The sequence below is a fragment of the Aquicoccus sp. SU-CL01552 genome (assembly GCF_040365005.1).
Taxonomy (GTDB): Bacteria; Pseudomonadota; Alphaproteobacteria; order Rhodobacterales; family Rhodobacteraceae; genus Antarcticimicrobium.
In genome coordinates, this window is sequence record NZ_BAABWV010000007.1 from 161,943 (window position 1) to 180,975 (window position 19,033).

Below are 19,033 nucleotides of genomic sequence, written 5' to 3' on the forward strand. Positions count from 1 at the left end.
GGAGAAAACAATGACAGTCATTCAGGATGTCGAGGAACAGGTTAACGAGATCCGCCGCCTGCAGGCCGAAAACTGGCCGGAGGGTATCCCGCGCGACATAACATATCGTTTAGGCAAGACACCCCTCAGCCAGTATTTACGCAACGACGCCAAAAAGCGCCCAGACGACGCGATGGTCCATTATTATGGGCGCACGCTCAACTATGCCGAAATTGACGACCTTTCCGATCGTTTCGCGGGACTGCTTCGCGCAAGCGGTGTTGTTGCGGGAGACCGCGTCGCCCTGATGATGGGCAACTGCCCGCAATACGTGATCTGTTTCTGGGGCATCATGAAACTGGGCGCTATCCTCGTGCCGGTGAACCCGATGTTCAAGGCGGTCGAACTGGCCTACCAGTTGAACGACAGCGGCGCTTCGGTGCTGGTGTTTCAGGACGATCTCGCTCCGCTGGTGGCACAGGTTGCAGGCGATACGCCGGCTAAGACGCTGTTTGCCACAGGCGCTGCGGAACTGGCCGGGGAAGACGACGCCGTGCCGCGCCCTGAAGGCATGGGCATGGCTCCTCCGGCAGACGGCGTTCCAAGGCTGATCGACGCGATCAAGGGGACGGCGCCTTTCGAAGGCCCCGACTGCGTCGATCTCGATGCCGTGGCGGCTTTGAACTATACCGGCGGAACAACAGGGATGCCGAAAGGTTGCGTTCATACGCACGGGGACATGCTTTATACCAGTGCGGCCTACTGCGGCGTCGCGATGGTCGGTGCCGGCTCGGATGACGTCGTCGTCAGTTTCTTTCCGATGTTCTGGATCGCGGGCGAAGACCTTGGCCTGCTCGCCCCTGTCTATACGGGGGCCGCGACGTGCATCCTGAATCGCTGGGATGCAGAGGGATGGATGGCCGCCGTCCAGACCTATCGCGGGTCGATCGTAACACTGCTGGTCGATAACGCTGTTGAAATCATGCATCGCGAGGATGCCGGAAGCTATGACCTCTCGTCGCTTCGCAACACCTCCGTTTGTTCCTTCGTCAAGAAGCTGGGGAGCGGTTTTCGCGATGACTGGCGCAAGCTGACCGGGAGCACGATGATCGAGGCTTCGTGGGGCATGACCGAGACCAATACCTGCGACACCTTCACCGTCGGGATGCAGACGAATGACTATGACCTTGAACAGCAACCCGTTTTCGTCGGCTTGCCGGTGCCGGGTACCGATATCGTCATCCGGGATTTCGACACCGGGGCGCTGAAACCGCTGGGTGAGAGCGGTGAGCTTTGCGTGCGCTCCCCCTCTGTCCTCAAATCCTACTGGAACAATCCCGAAGAGACCGCCCACGTCCTGCGCGATGGATGGCTGCATACCGGCGACATCGGGATGGTGAACGAACGCGGATACGTCCATTTCCTCGGCCGCCGGAAAGAGATGCTCAAAGTCAACGGCATGCCGGTCTTTCCCGCAGAGATCGAGATGCTTCTGGGCCGCCATCCCGCGATTCTCGGTTCCGGTGTCATCGGTCGGGCAGATGACAAGAAGGGAGAAGTGCCCGTCGCCTTCATCCAGCTCGACCCGACCAAGGCCGATGGAATCGACGTCGAGATGCTGACGGTGTGGTGCCGAGATCAGATGGCAGCCTTCAAGGTGCCCGAGATCAGATTGGTTGATGCCCTGCCGATGACGACGACCGGAAAGGTCAAGAAGGATGAACTGGCCGCACTGATTTAACAACAAGCCAGAACAAGAACAGCGCGGCACCACCGGAACTCGGCTTTGCCGGAAACGAAACGGCGGACACGAACGCCAAGGGAGGAGAGACCAAATGATGTTCTTCAAGAAGGAAATGACAGCGGCGCTGGCCGTATTGGCACTGAGCGCCACGGCGGTACAGGCCGAGACCCTGCGACATGCGATCGGCGTGGCGGCTGTCAGCGGACTGACCGACGGCACGCAAGCTTGGGCCGACTACATCAAGGAACAGACCAACGGCGAGGTGGAGGTCAAGATCTACGCAGGCTCCCTCCTGAACTTCACCGAAACCTTCACCGGGCTGCGCGATGGTATCGCGGATAGCGGCTTTGTCGTGCCCGCCTATCACCGGGCCGAGCTTCCCTATGCCAACCTTCTGAGCGATATGGGCACGGCAGGCGTCGATCCGGTTGCCATGGCCGGCGCGGCGAACGAATTCACCTTCACCTGCGCGCCCTGCCTCGCAGAGTTCAAGGCGAACGGTCAGATCTTCCTCGGAACGACCGTTACCGGCCCCTACTACATGTACAATCAGGAGCCGATCAAAGCGCTGGCTGATTTCCAGGGTGCCAAGCTGCGCGCCTTCGGTCCGTTTGCACGCTGGGCCGATGCGATGGGGGCCTCGGCCGTCAGCATGGGTTCTGCCGACATTTACGAGGGCATGAGTCAGGGTCACATCGACGGCAACATCCACACGCTGGAAACACTCGATACGCTTTCCACCGGCGAGGTCGCGGATTACGCACTGAACCAGCCCATCGCGGTCTTCACCGGCAACACCATGTTCAACGTCAGCCAGATGACGTGGGCCGGCCTCAGCGATCAGACCAAGCGCGCGATGATCGACGGGGCGGCCTTGGGCCACGCCATCGCCACCGTGGACAGCGTCTTTCAGGCCACGAGCATCCTGAAGGACTCCGAGGCGCATGGTGTCGAACTCCTCGAACCGGATGCAGATGTAAAGGCGAAATCCGAGGCGTTCCGGACAAGCGACATGGAAACCGTCGTGAACCTCAATCGCGACACCTACGGCATTTCTGATGCGGAGGAACAGGTCGCGCACTTCAAAAAGCTTGTCACCAAATGGGAAGAGTTGGTGAAGACCATCGACACAAGCGATCCGAAATCGGTCGGCGATCTCTACCTTCGCGAGATCTTTTCGAAAGTTGATCCCGCCTCGCTAAGCTGAACCGAACAAACAATGCCCCGGAGCCATCCGGGGCGTTGCCCCCCCACCCATCCCAAAAGGGAGGCGCGCCGTTGTTGAAGCTGATCCATCTGAACAATGCACTGTCACGCTATACCGCGCTACTCGCGTCATTGGCGGTGATCGCGATGATGTTGCTGGTCGCGCTGGATGCCTTCCTGCGCCAGTCGTTCGGTTTTCGTGTCCCCTTCGTTTCCGTCACGGTCGCAAATTACTTCATGGTGATGATTGCCTTTCTGCCCCTCGCGTTAGCTGAGACCGAGGATCGCCACATCTCAATCGACCTGCTTTTCAGTCACCTGAGAGCCGGGATCAAACGGTGGATTGCATTGGTCTTGCACGTACTTTGCGCCCTGACCTGCGCCGGTCTCACTTGGACGACATGGGACGAGGCCATGCGCCGTTTCTCCAGCGGCTCCGTTGCCGTGGAAGACGGAGCATCTATGGCGATCTGGCCGGGATACTTCATTTTGCCGCTCGGGTTTTTCCTGCTTACGCTCACCTACCTTCTACGCGTCGCGCTGGGGCTGGTCGGTGCAGCCGAGGCACAGCAACCCCTGATCGGCGAAGCTGACGTTGCAGCCGCAGAGGTGAACCAATGAGTCCGGAAATCATCGGCTTGATTGGCCTGGGCGTGCTGGCACTTCTGCTGCTACTGCGGATGCCGGTCGGCATGTCGCTGATCCTGGTCAGCTTTTCGGGTATCTACATCCTGCTCGGCCCGCGCCCGGCATGGGGTATCCTGACAAACGTGCCCTACCAATTTGCCGCAAAGTGGACACTGTCTTCGGTGCCGATGTTCCTGCTCATGGGATATGTCTGCTATCACGGCGGCATGACGCGCGCCCTTTTCGCGGCGGCGCGATCCTGGCTTGGCGCCTTGCCCGGCGGACTGGCCATCGCGTCGGTTTTCGGCGCGGGCGGGTTCGCGGCCGTCACCGGATCGTCGGTGGCTTGCGCGGCGGCCATGGGCCGTATCGCGGTGCCTGAGATGACTCGGGCGGGCTATGACCCGGGACTTGCCACCGGATCCATCGCGGCAGCGGGCACATTGGGTGCGCTCATCCCGCCCTCGATCTTGCTGATCCTGTTCGGCATCTTCGCGCAGGTCCCGATCGGCCAGCTGTTCCTTGGTGGTATCGGTGCCGGCGTGCTGACTGCGGTTGCCTATGCTGTGATGATCTACATCCGTGTGCGTCTCGACCCTGCCCTTGCCCCGACGCGCGAGGACTCCGCCAGTTGGACCGAGCGCCTTGCCCACCTGAAAGGCATCTGGCCGGTGATCACTCTCTTCATCGTGGTCATCGGCGGTATGTTCGCAGGTCTCTTCACCGCGACCGAGGCCGGTGCCATTGGGGCGCTCTCGGCCTGTATCATCGCCTGGATGACAGGCGGATTGACCAAGGCGACTTTGCGACAATCGGTGAACGAAACGATCGTGACGACCGCAGCGCTTTTCCTGATCGCCATCGGCGCCAACCTGCTGACCCGTTTCCTCGCGCTTTCGGGCTCGGGCGAGTTGATCACTGAGACGATTCTTGCCTTCGGCGCCTCGAACCTCACGCTTATTCTGGGGATCGCACTGGTCTACATCATTCTCGGCATGTTCCTGGACCCGATCGGCGCCATGCTGCTGACGCTTCCTGTCCTGCTCCCGGTCGTGGGTGAAGCGGGCATTCCTCTTTTGTGGTTCGGCGTCTTCGTGGCGAAGTTCCTTGAAATCGGCATGATCACCCCGCCCGTCGGCCTGAACGTCTTCGTGATCAAGGGCGTGGTCGAACGGTCCATCTCGCTCGGTGTGATTTTCCGTGGCGTGATCTGGTTCCTGATTGCCGATGCTGTCGTCGTGGCGATCATGGTGGCGTTTCCGCAAGTGATCCTCTGGCTGCCAAGTTTGAACTGAACGACCTAAGCCGGAGACGCCTGCATCGGGCGAAAGGCCCTTTGCTCGCGTGTGTCGGCCCCTGCCGCCGAGCATGAGATGGGAGTGGCGGGCTCTGCCGGCGCGACCGGCTCAAAGGCTGACCTTTCGACCGAGATTTGTTCTTCAGAGACCCCGCGTAACCGCCCGATTGGCCGTGCAGTTGAGTTCGTTCGTCAATTCTCTGGTGCCGTTAGGCTACACCCAGTGCGTACTGCGGCCATCTTGAAACACAGGGTTTCACTATACTCGCGGTGTATTGCGTGAACTCGGTGGCGGAACACGGTTTGGCGTCGCTTTTCTATCATGATCGAGCTGAACTATGGGTTGGTCGTCGGAGGTTACACTGTCTCGCCCAGAAAGCGCCTTTTCCAGATAAAGGACGATCGGGACGTTGGTCGGACAGTCGGGGCTGCGCGCCACGATGCTTACCATGATCCTGTGGGTGCGCTTCAACGCGGAAAAAAACGCGATGAAGGGCCGCTTGGCGGGAAGTGATATTGAATGACACCCCACAGCTGCGGGACGTGAGGGCCAAGAGTGCTGCGACGATGGTCAGGTCGGCGAAACGAACTTCGGGTTTGTGGGGCTGCCGTCCGGGGAAAAGCGCAAACATCCGCCGTACACGCCCGTCTCATGACCAGACGATGCGGTCTCCATCCAGATTCGCCTGGCCGTTTGTACAGCAAGACCCACAAGGGCACGGCGCTGGGCAGCGAAATGACCAATGAATTGGGGATTTTATTGAATACTTGACTTTGGTGCCCAGGAGAGGACTCGAACCTCCACGTCCATACGGACACTAGCACCTGAAGCTAGCGCGTCTACCAATTCCGCCACCTGGGCAGGTGTCGTGAGGCGGGTCTCTAAGCCCCTTCTCGGGGGGTGTCAAACGGATTTTTCGGATTGATGAAAAGAATTTCGCATTCCCTGTTTTCAATCCGGCCCGGTCCGGGTTCGGGCGCGTTTCCGGGGCCGGTGACGGCAACGGTCACGGGGCGCGACGAATTCCGCCTTGTTCACGACCGGCGGGGGCGGTAGATCGGGAGCGTACCGATGAACGGGAGCGTTGCCATGTCGAAATTGGTCACCATCTACGGCGGATCAGGCTTTGTCGGCCGCTACATCACGCGCCGCCTGGCTGCGGCCGGCTGGCGCATCCGTGTCGCCGTGCGTCGCCCGAACGAAGCCCTCTTCGTGAAGCCCTATGGCGCGGTCGGCCAGGTCGAGCCGGTGTTCTGCAACATCCGCGACGATGACTCGGTCGCTGCCGTGATGCAGGGCGCGGACGCGGTGGTGAACTGCGTCGGCATCCTCGCCGAATCGGGACGCAACAGCTTTGACGCCGTGCAGGTCGAGGGCGCCGCGCGCATCGCCCGCATCGCCGCCGGGCAGGGGGTGGCGCAGATGGTGCATCTCTCGGCCATCGGGGCCGATGCCCAGTCCAACAGCGCCTATGCCCGCACCAAGGCAGAGGGCGAGGCCGCGGTTCTTGAGCATATGCCGGGGGCGGTGATCCTGCGCCCGTCGATCATCTTCGGACCCGAGGACCAGTTCTTCAACCGCTTTGCCGCGATGACCCGGATGGGGCCGTTCCTGCCGATCGCCGCGGCGGCGACCCGGTTCCAGCCGGTCTACGTCGACGATGTCGCCCTTGCCGCCGAGACCGCGCTTGACGGGGCCGTTGCGCCCGGCGTTTACGAATTGGGCGGGCCGCGCGTGGCCAGCTTCCGCGAGTTGATGCAGACCATGCTGGAGGTGATCCAGCGTCGCCGCATCGTGATCGGCCTGCCGTTCTGGATCGCGCGGATCATGGCGGGTGTTCTTGATATGGCGCAGTTCGTCAGCTTCGGCCTGTTGGCCAACAAGATCCTGACCCGCGATCAGCTGCGCAACCTGGCGCAGGACAATGTCGTGGGGTCGGACGCGCGTGGATTGGATGCGCTGGGCATCACGCCGACCGCGATGGAGGCGGTTCTGCCGGAGTACCTGTGGAAGTTCCGTCCTGCTGGTCAGTATTCCGAGCTGATGCAGTCGAACCGCAAACTGCGTCCGTAGCCGGCCCGGCCCTGACGGCCCTAGGAATAGGCGATGACCAGCAGGCCGACGCCCAGGATCACCCGGTAGACCACGTAGGGCGTAAAGCTGACGCTGCGCAGCAGCCGCATCATCAGGCTGAGCGCCAGCAGCGCCGCGACAAAGGCAAACAGCGCCGCCAGCGCACCATCGCGAAAGGCGGCGCTGTCAGCGTTGGCGGCCACCTCGGCGCCCAGCAGCACGCCAGAGGCGATGATCGTCGGGATCGACATCAGCATCGACAGCCGGGCCGCTTCGCCACGAGCGTAACCCATCTTTCGCGCGCCGGTGATGGTGATACCAGACCGGGAGGTGCCGGGAATCAGCGACAACACCTGCCACAGCCCCATGATCAGCGCGTCCCTTGGCCCCCAGTCCGCTGCGCTCTTGATATCGGCGCCGTGCCGGTCCGCCCAGAACAGCACCAGGCCAAAGATCAGCATGGTCCAGCCGATCACCGCCATCGAACGCATTGCGACATCCAGGTGGGTCAGGTGCAGGACCCCGCCGGCCAGCACCACCGGCACGGTGGCAATGGCTAGCCCCAACGCCAGACGCGCGCCGGGGGTATCCGCCCGACCGCGGCACAGCACCGGCACCCCGGCAAGCGCCTGCTTCACGTCGCGCCAGAAATAGACGATGACCGCGCCAAGGGTGCCCAGGTGCACCGCGACGTCGATCACCTGGCCCTGGTCCTGCATCCCGGTCAGCTGGGGGAAGAGAATCAGGTGACCCGATGAGGAAATCGGCAGAAACTCGGTAATGCCCTGGATCACGGCGATGAGAAACAACTGCAGGATGGGCATGGCGCGGTGAGTCCCGGCAAAAAGAAGATGTTACGGAGGTTGTATAAGTATCCAAGTGAGATTGGAAAGCGCCCAATTAGGTCCGGTTCGTGACCCAAAATTAGGGGTAAAATTACACATCTGGCCCTTTGGGGCGGCAAAAAAGTGAAAATAGGTCACACGTACTGACTTTTAATCGCCGGCGGCTTCTCATAAACAGGCGCAGCCAAGCAATCATGGAGTCCGAGCCGTGGCCAAACAACCGATGCTGAAATTCGTCCAGATCGAACGGGACATGCCGGAAAAGCGCAACCCCGAGGCGCGCCGCACCGATTATCACGAGATCTACGCCGAATTCGCGGACGCCAAGGCCAAGGAACAGGCCAGCCGGTGCAGCCAGTGCGGCGTGCCCTATTGCCAGTCGCATTGCCCGCTGCACAACAACATCCCCGACTGGCTGCGCCTGACCGCCGAGGGGCGCCTGCGCGAGGCCTATGATATCAGTCAGGCGACCAACACCTTTCCCGAAATCTGCGGCCGCATCTGCCCGCAGGACCGCCTGTGCGAAGGCAACTGCGTCATCGAACAGTCGGGCCACGGCACCGTGACCATCGGCGCTGTGGAAAAGTACATCACCGACAGCGCCTGGGAAAACGGGTGGGTCCAGCCGATCGAACCGGCGCAGGAGCGGACCGAAAGCGTCGGCATCGTCGGCGCCGGTCCCGGCGGGCTGGCCGCCGCCGACATGCTGCGCCGGGCGGGCGTTCAGGTGACGGTCTATGACCGCTACGACCGTGCGGGCGGGTTGCTCACCTATGGCATTCCCGGCTTCAAGCTGGAAAAGGACATCGTGCTGCGCCGCAACCAGCAGTTGGAGCAAAGCGGCGTGAACTTCGTGCTGAACTGCAATGTCGGCGTGGACATCACCTTTGACGAAATCCGGGCCAAGCATGACGCGGTGATCATCGCCACCGGCGTGTACAAGTCGCGGGTGCTGGAATTGCCCGGCGTCGGGTCCGAGGGCGTGGTGCGGGCGATCGACTTCCTGACCGCCTCCAACCGCAAGAGCTTTGGTGACGCGGTCGAGGCCTATGACAACGGAGCGCTCAGCGCCGAGGGCAAGCGCGTGGTGGTGATCGGCGGTGGCGACACCGCGATGGACTGCGTGCGCACCTCGATCCGCGAGGGCGCCACATCGGTCAAATGCCTGTACCGCCGCGACCGGGCCAACATGCCCGGCTCCCAGCGCGAGGTTCAGAACGCCGAGGAAGAGGGCGTCGTGTTCGACTGGCTGCGCGCGCCCAAGGGCTTCACCGAGGACGGCGGCCGGGTGTCCGGCGTGATGGTGCAAAAGATGCGCCTCGGCGCACCGGACGTCACCGGGCGGCAGTCGCCCGAGCTGATCGAGGGGGCCGATTACGTCGAAGAGGCGGATCTCGTGATCACCGCGTTGGGCTTCGAGCCCGAGAATCTGCCCAAGCTCTGGGATGCGGACGGGCTGGAGGTGACCCGCTGGGGCACCGTCAAGGCCGAGTTCACCACCGGCGCGACGGTGCTGGACGGCGTCTATGCGGTGGGCGACATCGTGCGCGGCGCCAGCCTCGTGGTCTGGGCAATCCGTGACGGGCGCGATTGCGCGCAGGCGATCCTGGAGCGGTTCGCGGTTCCGGCGGCGGTTGCGGCCGAATAGCGAACGGCATGGCCTTCGGGGGCGTCCAGGCGCCCCCGACGCGCCGCTGCAAAGCGATCCATAAGTCAACCGAAGAGACCCGAGCGGGAGAAGCCAGGGATGACAGAGCAGACGGGACAATGCATGTGTGGCGCGGTCACCATCACCGCCGCGCTGTCGGACGACCAGATGACGGCCTGCAACTGCGACATGTGCCGCCGCTGGTCAAGCTCGGCCTTCCTGTCGGTGCAGGTCGACCAGGACAGCATCGTGATCGACGGTCCGGTCCGGCGATTCCAGTCCTCGGAATGGGCCGAGCGCGGGTTCTGCGACACCTGCGGCTCCAACCTGTGGTATCGCATAACCGCCGAGGGGCCGGGCCAGGGCCAGTACAATTTTGCCGCCGGATTGTTCGATACCGGCGAGAAGAAGATCGGGCGCGAGTTTTTCGTGGACACCAAGCCGCAAGGCTACGGCTTTGCCGGGGACCACAGCCGCCTGACCCAAGCAGAGACATACGCGCTGTTCGCGCCGAATGAAGAAGGAGAGACCCAATGACCAAGTATGATGCCGATTGGGTGGCGCAGGAAACCGCGAAGCGGGCCTGGATGGCCGAGAACGGCATGTATGCCGAGTCCGAAGAGCATGCCTCCTGCGGGGTGGGCCTTGTGGTGTCGATCGACGGCAAGAAAAGCCGCAAGGTGGTCGCCGCCGGGATCGACGCGCTCAAGGCGGTCTGGCACCGGGGCGCGGTGGACGCCGATGGTAAGACCGGCGACGGCGCGGGTATTCACGTTCAGATCCCGGTCCCGTTCTTCTATGACCAGATCAAGCGCACCGGGCACGAACCGCGCAAGGACGAGCTGATGGCGCTGGGCCAGGTGTTCCTGCCGCGTACCGATTTCGGCGCGCAGGAGATGTGCCGGACCATCGTCGAGACCGAGGTCCTGCGCAAAGGCTACTACATCTATGGCTGGCGTCACGTGCCGGTCAACATCGACTGCCTGGGTGACAAGGCCAACGCGACCCGGCCCGAGATCGAACAGATCATCATCTCGAACTCCAAGGGCGTCGACGAAGAGCGGTTCGAGCGTGAGCTTTACGTGATCCGCCGCCGGATCGAAAAGGCCGCCGCTGCGGCCGGAATCGGCGGGCTCTATATCGCGTCGCTGTCCTGCCGGTCGGTGATCTACAAGGGCATGATGCTGGCCGAGCAGGTCGCCGAGTTCTATCCCGACCTCAAGGACGAGCGGTTCGAAAGCGCCTTCGCGATCTATCACCAGCGCTATTCGACCAACACCTTTCCGCAGTGGTGGCTGGCCCAGCCGTTCCGCATGCTCGCCCACAACGGCGAGATCAATACGCTGAAGGGCAACGTCAACTGGATGAAAAGCCACGAGATCCGCATGGCCAGCGCGACCTTTGGCGAGATGGCCGAGGATATCAAGCCGATCATCCCCGGCGGCAGCTCGGATTCCGCCGCGCTGGACGCCGTGTTCGAGGTTCTGGTGCGCGCCGGGCGCAAGGCGCCGATGGCGAAAACCATGCTGGTACCCGAAAGCTGGTCGCAACAGGCGGTGGAACTGCCCAAGGCCTGGCGCGACATGTATTCCTACTGCAACTCGGTGATGGAGCCCTGGGACGGGCCGGCGGCGCTGGCGATGACCGACGGCCGCTGGGTCTGCGGCGGGCTGGACCGCAACGGGCTGCGCCCGATGCGCTACGTGGTGACCGGCGACAACCTGCTGATCGCGGGCTCCGAGGCCGGCATGGTCCCCGCCGACGAGGCCACCGTGCGCGAAAAGGGCGCGCTGGGGCCGGGCCAGATGATCGCGGTCGACATGGCCGAGGGCAAGCTGTTCCACGACACCGAACTCAAGGACAAGCTGGCCGCCGCCCAGCCCTTTGGCGAATGGGTCAGCAAGATCAACGATCTCGACGAGGAACTGTCTAAGGTCGGTGAAAAGCCCCTGTTCACCGGCGACGATCTGCGCGCGCGGCAGGTGGCCGCCGGCTATACCATCGAGGAGCTGGAACAGATCCTGGCCCCGATGGCCGAAGACGGAAAAGAGGCGATCGCCTCAATGGGCGATGACACCCCCAGCGCGGTTCTGTCGAAACAGTACCGCCCGCTCAGCCATTTCTTCCGCCAGAACTTCAGCCAGGTCACCAACCCGCCGATCGACAGCTTGCGCGAATACCGGGTGATGAGCCTCAAGACCCGCTTCGGCAACCTCAAGAACGTGCTCGACGAGGACAGCAGCCAGACCGAGATTATCGTGCTGGAAAGCCCCTTTGTCGGCAACGGTCAGTGGGAGGAACTGGTCAAGCATTTCAACGCCGACCTGGTCGAGATCGACTGTACATTTGCCCCCGGCGAAGGCGCGCTGCGCGAAGGGCTGAAGCGGATCCGCGCCGAGGCCGAGGACGCGGTGCGCTCGGGTGCGGGGCACCTGGTGCTGACCGATCATCGCTCGGGGCCCGACAAGGTCGCGATGCCCATGATCCTGGCCACCAGCGCGGTGCACAGCCACCTGACGCGCAAGGGGCTGCGGACCTTCTGCTCGCTCGGCGTGCGCTCGGCCGAGTGCATCGACCCGCATTACTTCGCCGTGCTGATCGGCTGCGGCGCGACGGTCGTGAACCCCTACCTGGCCGAGGACTCCATCGCCGACCGGATCGAGCGCGGGCTGCTGGACGGCACCCTGACCGAGAACGTGGCGCGCTATCGCACGGCCGTCGACCAGGGCATGCTCAAGATCATGTCCAAGATGGGGATCAGCGTCATCTCGTCCTATCGGGGCGGGCTGAACTTCGAGGCGGTGGGCCTGTCGCGGGCCATGTGCGCCGAGTTCTTCCCCGGCATGACCAGCCGCATCTCCGGCATCGGGGTCAGCGGCATCCAGCGCAAGGCCGAGGCGATCCATGACCGCGGCTGGTCCGGCGGCGCCCAGGTTCTGCCCATCGGCGGCTTCTACAAGTCGCGCAAATCGGGCGAAACCCACGCCTGGGACGCGCAGGGCATGCACATGTTGCAGATGGCCTGCAACCGCGCCTCTTACGAGCTGTGGAAGCAATACTCGGCCAAGATGCAGAGCAACCCGCCGATCCACCTGCGCGACCTGCTGGACGTCAAGCCGCTGGGCAAGCCGGTCCCGCTGGAAGAGGTCGAGAGCATCACCGCGATCCGCAAGCGGTTCGTCACCCCGGGCATGAGCCTGGGCGCGCTGAGCCCCGAGGCGCACAAGACGCTGAACGTGGCGATGAACCGCATCGGTGCCAAGTCGGACAGTGGCGAGGGCGGCGAGGATCCGGCGCATTTCGTGCCCGAACCCAATGGCGACAACCCCAGCGCCAAGATCAAGCAGGTGGCAAGCGGCCGCTTCGGCGTCACCGCCGAGTACCTCAACCACTGCGAAGAGCTCGAGATCAAGGTTGCGCAGGGCGCCAAGCCCGGCGAGGGCGGCCAGCTGCCCGGCATGAAGGTCACCGAGCTGATCGCCCGGCTGCGCCATTCGACCAAGGGGGTGACGCTGATTTCGCCGCCGCCGCACCACGACATCTATTCGATCGAGGACCTGGCGCAGCTGATCTATGACCTGAAACAGATCAACCCGCGCGCCAAGGTGACGGTCAAGCTGGTGGCCAGCTCGGGCGTGGGCACCATCGCCGCCGGCGTGGCCAAGGCCAAGGCCGACGTGATCCTGATCTCGGGGCACAACGGCGGCACCGGGGCCAGCCCGGCGACCAGTATCAAATATGCCGGTCTGCCGTGGGAAATGGGCCTGACCGAGGCGCACCAGGTGCTGGCGATGAACCACCTGCGCGACCGGGTGACCCTGCGCACCGACGGCGGGCTGCGCACCGGGCGCGACATCGTCATGGCGGCGATGATGGGCGCCGAAGAGTTCGGCATCGGCACCGCCGCGCTGATCTCGATGGGTTGCATCATGGTGCGCCAGTGCCAGTCGAACACCTGCCCGGTGGGCGTCTGTACCCAGGACCCGAAACTGCGCGACATGTTCACCGGCAGCGCCGACAAGGTGGTCAACCTGATCACCTTCTACGCCCAGGAAGTGCGCGAGATTCTCGCCTCGCTCGGGGCGCGGTCGCTGTCGGACGTGATCGGGCGGGCCGATCTGCTGACCCAGGTCAGCCGCGGTTCGGCGCACCTTGACGATCTCGACCTCAACCCGCTGCTGATCACCGTCGATGGCGCGCATGAGATCGTCTATGACCGCGACAAGCCGCGCAACGTGGTGCCCGACACGCTGGACGCCGAGATCGTCCGCGATGCGGCGCGGTTCCTCAAGGACGGCGAAAAGATGCAGCTCTCCTACGCGGTGCAGAACACGCACCGCACGGTGGGCACCCGCACCTCGAGCCTGATCGTGCAGAACTTCGGCATGCGCAACGCGTTCCAGCCCGACCACCTGCACGTGAAACTGCAAGGCTCGGCCGGGCAATCGCTCGGTGCCTTCGCGGCGCCGGGGCTGAAGCTTGAGGTCTCGGGCGATGCCAACGACTATGTCGGCAAGGGGTTGTCGGGCGGCACCATCGTGGTGCGCCCGCCGCAGATCAGCCCGCTGGTGGCCGACGAGAACACCATCATCGGCAACACCGTGCTCTATGGTGCGACGGCGGGCTATCTCTTCGCCGCCGGCCGGGCCGGTGAACGCTTTGCGGTGCGTAACTCCGGCGCCCATGTGGTGGTCGAGGGCTGCGGCTCCAACGGTTGCGAATACATGACCGGCGGCGTGGCGGTGATCCTGGGCTCCATCGGGGCCAACTTCGGCGCCGGGATGACCGGCGGCATGGCCTATCTCTATGACCCCGAGGGCAAGGCAGAGACCCTGATGAATCCGGAAACGCTGGTGACCTGCCCGGTGACCATGGATCACTGGGAGGGCGAGCTGAAGGGGTTGATCGAGCGGCACCTGGCCGAGACCGGTAGCCGCAAGGCCGCCGACATCCTGCAGCACTGGGACCTGGAAAAAGGCCACTTCCTCCAGGTTTGCCCGAAAGAGATGCTGGCGCATCTTCCGGCCCCGCTGAGCCACGAGGACCAGGCGGTGCCGGCGGAGTAACCGCACAGGCACAACAGCACGTGAAAGGCCCTGCCGGTTCGGCGGGGCCTTTTTTCATCGCGACCCGGTGTCCGAGTCGCCTTCGGTCGATTGCCCCTCTTTCGCGTTTTCGCGCCGCCCCCTATAGCTGGGGCATGGCCCGGAAAACCAAGACATCCAGATCCGCATCGAAACCCGCGCGAAACCGGCTGCTCGACCCTGTCGTCGCGTTGCTGTTCTGGATTCGCCGCTGGATGCTGCGCCTGATACTTGTCCCCTTGGCGCTGGTGATCGCACTGGTCCTGCTGTTCTCGGTGGTGAACCCGCCGATCACCCACACCATGTGGGTGGAATACGGAAAATACGGCAAGCTCGACCGAAACTGGACCCCGTTCGAGGCGATGGCCCCGGTGGTGGTGCGGTCGGTCGTGGCCGCCGAGGATGCCAATTTCTGCCAACACTGGGGCTTCGACCTGGCCGCGATTCGCGCTGCCATCGACGCCGGGGCGACCCGTGGCGGATCGACGATCAGCCAGCAGGTGGTCAAGAACGTGTTCCTCTGGCAGGGGCGCAGCTGGACCCGCAAGGCGCTGGAAACCGCGATCACCCCGCTGGTCGAGGCGGTCTGGTCCAAGCGCCGCATCCTCGAGGTCTATCTCAATGTCGCCGAGGTGGGGGCCGGTGTCTTCGGGGTCGAAGCTGCCGCCCGCCGCAACTTCGACGTGGCGGCCCGGGACCTGACCGCGCGGCAGGCCGCCCTGATCGCCGCGACCCTGCCCGCCCCCCGGAGCCGCTCCGCCGCCAACCCCTCGGACCGGGTGCGGCGACGCGCCGCCGCGATCCAGGACGGGGCGGCCACCATCCGCGCAGATGGCCGCGCCGATTGTTTCGAGGATTGAAAATCGCCGCGCGGCAGGGCATTGGTGATGCTGTACCCCGCAACCAGACTCCCCGGATTCCGATGGCCCGACTGTATCACGTTCCGCTCTCCCCGTTCTGTCGCAAGGTGCGCCTGGCGCTGGCCGAGAAGCGGGTCGAGGTCCAGCTCGTCGAGGAACGCTACTGGGAGGCGAGCCCGGATTTCCTGCGCCGCAACCCGGCGGCCAAGGTGCCGGTGCTGCAGATCGACGGGCGCACCCTGGCCGAAAGCGCGGCGATCTGCGAATACCTCGACGAAACCCGCACCGATCCGCCGCTGATGCCCCGCGACCCGGCCCAGCGGGTCGAGGTGCGCCGGCTGGTGGGCTGGTTCGACGACAAGTTCCACGACGAGGTGACCTCGAAACTGCTCTACGAGCGGGTCAACAAGAAGGTCACCGGCCAGGGCTATCCGGACAGCGGCAACGTCAAGGCCGGCTCAAAGGCGATCAAGTACCACCTGGATTACATGCACTGGCTGCTGGACCGCCGCCGCTGGCTGGCCGGCGACGCGATGACCCTGGCCGATTTCGCCGCCGCCGCGCATCTCAGCTCGCTCGATTACATTTCCGACGTGGACTGGAACCGCTCCGCCGTGGTCAAGGACTGGTACGCCAAGATCAAGTCGCGCCCGGCCTTCCGCTCGATCCTGGCCGACCAGGTCCCGGGGTTCCGCCCGCCGGCGCATTACACCGACCTGGATTTCTGACCTCCATCCTCTCAGCGGGTCCGATGATCCGCGATTAACCTGGCGTTTACCGGGAATGGCACGAGGCTCCACCTCGCGGGACAGGCGGGCGCGCCGGGAAACCACCGGAAACGGCCTTTCGACCGGAGCGTTTTCGGTTCCTCTTCTTCTCTTTGCCAAATACTCCCGCCGGAGGCACGCCGCGAAGCGGCGTTCACCGCGATTCACCCCCAGATCACATCCCCCAGGAATATGTACCCTGCGCCATAGATCGTCTTGATCAGTCGGGGATTCTTGGGGTTCTCGCGCAGCTTGGTGCGCAGGCGCGAGACCCGGACATCCATCGCCCGGTCAAAGCTTTCCCCGGCCGCCCCGCCCAGCGCGTCCTGCATCTGGGTCCGGCTGATCAGCCGCTTGGGGCTGTCCAGGAACAGCCGCAGCACCTCTCCCTCGGCATGGGAAAACGGGGTTTCGGCGCCGCTCTCGTCCTCCAGAACGTAGCGGTCGAAATGGGCGGTCCAGCCGTTGAAGCGCGCGGTCTGTCCCGATTGCGGCGCGGCGCGACCGGCGCGCAGGCGGGCGCGGATGCGCGCCACCACCTCGGCCGGGTCGAAGGGTTTGGTGATATAGTCGTCCGCGCCCAGTTCCAGCCCGGTCACCCGGTCCTGCACCTGCGCCCGGCCCGAGATGATGATCACCGTCGCGCCGCGCTCCAGCGCCAGCCGGTGCACCAGCGCCAGCCCGTCGGTATCGGGCAGCGACAGGTCGACCAGGCAGACATCCGGCGTGACCCGCTGCAGCGCTGCCTCGAATTCGCGCGCGCGACCGAAGCACTGGGTGCGGAATCCGGCTTCTTCCAGCGCCTCGGTCAGGATGGCGCGGATCTCCGGCTCGTCGTCCAGGATGGTGACCAGCGGCGCGCTCATGCGGCCTCCTCGCCACCGATCAGCGCCGAGAGCTGGGCGCGGGTGAACGGCTTGGTCAGCACCGGCGCCCGGACAAGGGCGGCGCGGTGCAGCGGATCGTTCTGCGGCAGCGAGGTCATCAGCACGATCGGCGGCCCGCCCGCCGCTACCCGATCCAGCAGGTCGAGTCCGGTCGCCTTGCCCTGCAGCCGGATGTCCGACAGCACCAGCCGGATATCCTCGACATCGGCCAGGAGCGCGCTGGCCTCGTCGACCGAGGCCGCCTCGATTACCGTGTGGCCGAGGTCGACCAGCATGTCGCGCACGGCGACGCGCAGATCGTCGCTGTCCTCGACCAGGAGCGCCAGCCCCCCCGCCATCGGTGGCGCCGCGCGATAGGGCAGCCGCAGGGTCACGCTGGCGCCGCTGGGGGTGTTGCGCAGCCGCAGGTCGCCGCCGGTGAGCTTGACCATGTCATAGACCATCGGCAGGCCCAGCCCCGACCCCTCGCCGCCCTTGGTGGTAAAGAACGGGTCCAGCGCCTGTTTCAGCGCCTCGGGCGAGAATCCGGGTCCGGTATCGGTGACCGCGATCTCGATCCAGATGTCGCCGACCGCATGGACCGAGACGGTGATCTGACCGGTGGCGCCACAGGCGTCGCGGGCGTTCAGGATCAGGTTCAGCAGCGCGTCCTGCAGCATGCCGGGATCCAGCATGATCGGCGCGTCGGGGGCATGGTCCAGCACGCTCAGCCCGACCCCCCGCGGCAGGCTGGGCGAGGCCAGGATCTTCAGGTCGTGCAGCAGCGCGTGCAGGTCGGTGGCGCGCGGCCGCAGGGTGCGCTTTCCGGTCATGTCGGCGATCCGGTCCAGCAGCCGCCCGCCGCGCCGCGCCGTGGCCTGGGTGGCGGCGACAAGTTCCCGCGCCTCCGGCCCGAGCGGCATCTTGGCCAGCTTGCCCTGCATCCCGAGGATGATGGTCAGCAGGTTCGAGAAATCATGCGCCAGCCCGCTGGTCATCTGCGCCGCGAGCGCGCGCCGCCGGGTCTGTTGCAGGGCCACCCGCGCCTGGGTTTCCTCGGTGATATCCATCGACATCAGATAGACCCCGCCCTGTCCGTCGGGGGTCAGGGCGACGCGGATTCGGCGCGAATCGTGGTCCTCGGTGAATTCGAACACCGGGCTTTGCCCGGCATAGGCGGCGTCGAGATGGGGCTTCACCTTGGCAAAGCTGCCGGGCCCCAGCACCTCCGACATATGCATGTCGACGATCTCGGACGGGCTGCCGGGCAGCACCACGCTCAGCCGTCGGTTGGAATAGGTATAGTAACCCTGCGCATCCACATGGGCGATATGGGCTGGCATCATCTCGGTGGTCAGGCGGGTGCGCGCCTCCATCGCGGTCAATTGCCGCTTGGCCTCTTCCAGCGCGGTGATCGTCGCTGCCAGTTCCCGGTTGGTGGCCGAGAGTTCCTCGGCATGGGCCAGCACCTGGTCCGAAAGCTCCTCGGAGCGGGCGCGCAGCAGTTCCTCGGATCGCTTGGCGCGGGTGATGTCGGTATAGACGGTCACCCACCCTCCCTGCGGCAGGGGCGAGCCCTCGACCGAGATCGTGCGCCCGTTGGCGCGGGTCCGCTCCATGTAATGCGGTTCAAAGGCACGGGCCTGCTCGACCTTCTGTGCAACATAGGCCTCCACGTCCGCGACATGGCCGTATTCGCCGGTCTCGGCAAGATAGCGGATGGTGTCGTCGAATCGGGCCCCCGGTGTCACCAGGCTGTCGGGCAGGTTGAACATTTCCTGGAACCGGCTGTTGGAGACCTCCAGCCGCAGGTCCCGGCCATAGATCGACAGCGCCTGCGCGATCAGGTTCAGCCCGGCGCTGGTCATTGCCCTGATCTGCTGGTCGGTTTCTGGCACTATGGGGTCCTCCGCGCTCATGGCTATCACCGCTCGGTCCGCGACGCAAAGGGGCGGCAAGGCCCCGTAACGCGGGTCGTTTCGATTTCCCGGCCATTGTAACAATTCGTAAGAATCTGGAAAACATCAGGAAAAAGT

General features: G+C 64.4%; 13 protein-coding genes and 1 tRNA gene. 10 read left to right on the plus strand and 4 right to left on the minus strand.

Annotated features, from left to right (window positions below; all coding sequences use genetic code 11):
• Window positions 1–10 precede the first annotated feature (10 nt).
• From ABWV23_RS10315 to ABWV23_RS10330, 4 genes are all read left to right on the plus strand, one after another.
• Complete coding sequence (locus ABWV23_RS10315; RefSeq protein WP_353347370.1) at window positions 11–1,720, plus strand: AMP-binding protein; 1,710 nt, start codon at window positions 11–13, stop codon at window positions 1,718–1,720.
• A 94-nt stretch (window positions 1,721–1,814) separates the two neighbouring features.
• Window positions 1,815–2,930, plus strand: coding sequence for a C4-dicarboxylate TRAP transporter substrate-binding protein (locus tag ABWV23_RS10320; RefSeq protein ID WP_353347371.1), 1,116 nt, complete (start codon window positions 1,815–1,817; stop codon window positions 2,928–2,930).
• Between the two features lie 71 nt (window positions 2,931–3,001).
• Window positions 3,002–3,550 carry a TRAP transporter small permease subunit gene (locus tag ABWV23_RS10325; protein WP_353347372.1) on the plus strand — a complete coding sequence of 183 codons (549 nt, stop codon included), beginning with the start codon at window positions 3,002–3,004 and terminating at the stop codon, window positions 3,548–3,550.
• Window positions 3,547–4,851, plus strand: coding sequence for a TRAP transporter large permease (locus tag ABWV23_RS10330; protein ID WP_353347373.1), 1,305 nt, complete (start codon window positions 3,547–3,549; stop codon window positions 4,849–4,851). Before ABWV23_RS10325 ends, ABWV23_RS10330 begins: the two co-directional genes overlap by 4 nt.
• Before the next feature lie 777 nt (window positions 4,852–5,628).
• Here the strand turns inward: ABWV23_RS10330 and ABWV23_RS10335 are convergent.
• Window positions 5,629–5,715: transfer RNA gene (locus ABWV23_RS10335), tRNA-Leu, on the minus strand.
• 228 nt (window positions 5,716–5,943) lie between these two features.
• Here ABWV23_RS10335 and ABWV23_RS10340 point away from each other — a divergent pair.
• The gene (locus ABWV23_RS10340) at window positions 5,944–6,927 is read left to right on the plus strand and encodes a complex I NDUFA9 subunit family protein (protein WP_353347374.1); all 984 of its coding nucleotides are present in this window, start codon (window positions 5,944–5,946) and stop codon (window positions 6,925–6,927) included.
• A 20-nt stretch (window positions 6,928–6,947) separates the two neighbouring features.
• Here the strand turns inward: ABWV23_RS10340 and ABWV23_RS10345 are convergent, their stop codons facing one another.
• Window positions 6,948–7,751 carry an undecaprenyl-diphosphate phosphatase gene (locus ABWV23_RS10345; RefSeq protein WP_353347375.1) on the minus strand — a complete coding sequence of 268 codons (804 nt, stop codon included), beginning with the start codon at window positions 7,749–7,751 and terminating at the stop codon, window positions 6,948–6,950.
• A gap of 229 nt (window positions 7,752–7,980) precedes the next feature.
• Between ABWV23_RS10345 and ABWV23_RS10350 the strand changes: the two genes are divergently transcribed.
• From ABWV23_RS10350 to fzlA, 5 genes are all read left to right on the plus strand, one after another.
• Window positions 7,981–9,420, plus strand: coding sequence for an NAD(P)-dependent oxidoreductase (locus ABWV23_RS10350; protein WP_353347376.1), 1,440 nt, complete (start codon window positions 7,981–7,983; stop codon window positions 9,418–9,420).
• Window positions 9,421–9,519: 99 nt separating this feature from the next.
• Complete coding sequence (locus ABWV23_RS10355; protein ID WP_353347377.1) at window positions 9,520–9,957, plus strand: GFA family protein; 438 nt, start codon at window positions 9,520–9,522, stop codon at window positions 9,955–9,957.
• A complete protein-coding gene (gene gltB, locus ABWV23_RS10360) occupies window positions 9,954–14,486 on the plus strand; it encodes a glutamate synthase large subunit (protein WP_353347378.1) in 4,533 nt (1,510 codons plus the stop codon). Before ABWV23_RS10355 ends, gltB begins: the two co-directional genes overlap by 4 nt.
• Before the next feature lie 134 nt (window positions 14,487–14,620).
• A complete protein-coding gene (gene mtgA / locus ABWV23_RS10365) occupies window positions 14,621–15,364 on the plus strand; it encodes a monofunctional biosynthetic peptidoglycan transglycosylase (protein ID WP_353347379.1) in 744 nt (247 codons plus the stop codon).
• A 62-nt stretch (window positions 15,365–15,426) separates the two neighbouring features.
• Window positions 15,427–16,092, plus strand: coding sequence for an FtsZ-binding protein FzlA (fzlA, locus tag ABWV23_RS10370; RefSeq protein WP_353347380.1), 666 nt, complete (start codon window positions 15,427–15,429; stop codon window positions 16,090–16,092).
• A 203-nt stretch (window positions 16,093–16,295) separates the two neighbouring features.
• On the opposite strand, the gene ABWV23_RS10375 is transcribed toward fzlA, so the two are convergent.
• Window positions 16,296–16,997, minus strand: coding sequence for a response regulator transcription factor (locus tag ABWV23_RS10375; RefSeq protein WP_353347381.1), 702 nt, complete (start codon window positions 16,995–16,997; stop codon window positions 16,296–16,298).
• On the minus strand, window positions 16,994–18,865 hold the full coding sequence (locus tag ABWV23_RS10380; RefSeq protein WP_353347420.1) for a hybrid sensor histidine kinase/response regulator: 1,872 nt from the start codon (window positions 18,863–18,865) through the stop codon (window positions 16,994–16,996). The genes ABWV23_RS10375 and ABWV23_RS10380 overlap by 4 nt, the downstream gene beginning before the upstream one ends.
• Window positions 18,866–19,033: the final 168 nt, after the last annotated feature.